Below are 509 nucleotides of genomic sequence, written 5' to 3'. Positions count from 1 at the left end.
AACAGATTCCGGGTGGAATTGCACGCCGCGCACATCGTAGATCCTGTGTCGAAGGGACATTACCTGCCCGTTCTCATCAAAAGATGTCGCTTCAAGACAGTCCGGCAAAGCTTTATCCACCACCCAGGAGTGGTAGCGACCCACTTCCATTACGGGATCCATTTTGTCGAACAGCGGCTCATCGGTTACGCAAAGTTTAATTTTGGAAGAGACTCCGTGATAGACCTTTTCGAGGTTGATCAATTTTCCACCAAAGACTTCTCCAATTGCCTGCTGCCCGAGACACACTCCAAAAATGCTTTTTTTGGAGGCATAGGTGGAGATGACCTGCTTTAGCATTCCCGCTTCATCGGGAATTCCCGGGCCGGGGGAAAGCAGGATCTTATCATATTTCTCGATTTCCTCAAGATCCAGCTCATCATTCCGTCGCACAGTCACCCTACAATCCAGTTCCTCGAGATAATGGACGAGTTTGTAAACGAAGGAATCGTAATTGTCTATTACAAGAA

1 protein-coding gene is annotated in these 509 nt (G+C 47.9%); it reads right to left on the bottom strand.

Translation table 11 applies throughout. From position 1 onward, the window contains the following. Positions 1-509: anthranilate synthase component II (locus tag HC175_RS17470; RefSeq protein WP_168139573.1), on the bottom strand; the 509-nt coding region annotated here is incomplete at both ends.

The sequence above is a fragment of the Salinimicrobium oceani genome (assembly GCF_012037645.1).
This window is presented reverse-complemented; position numbering and strand designations above follow the sequence as displayed.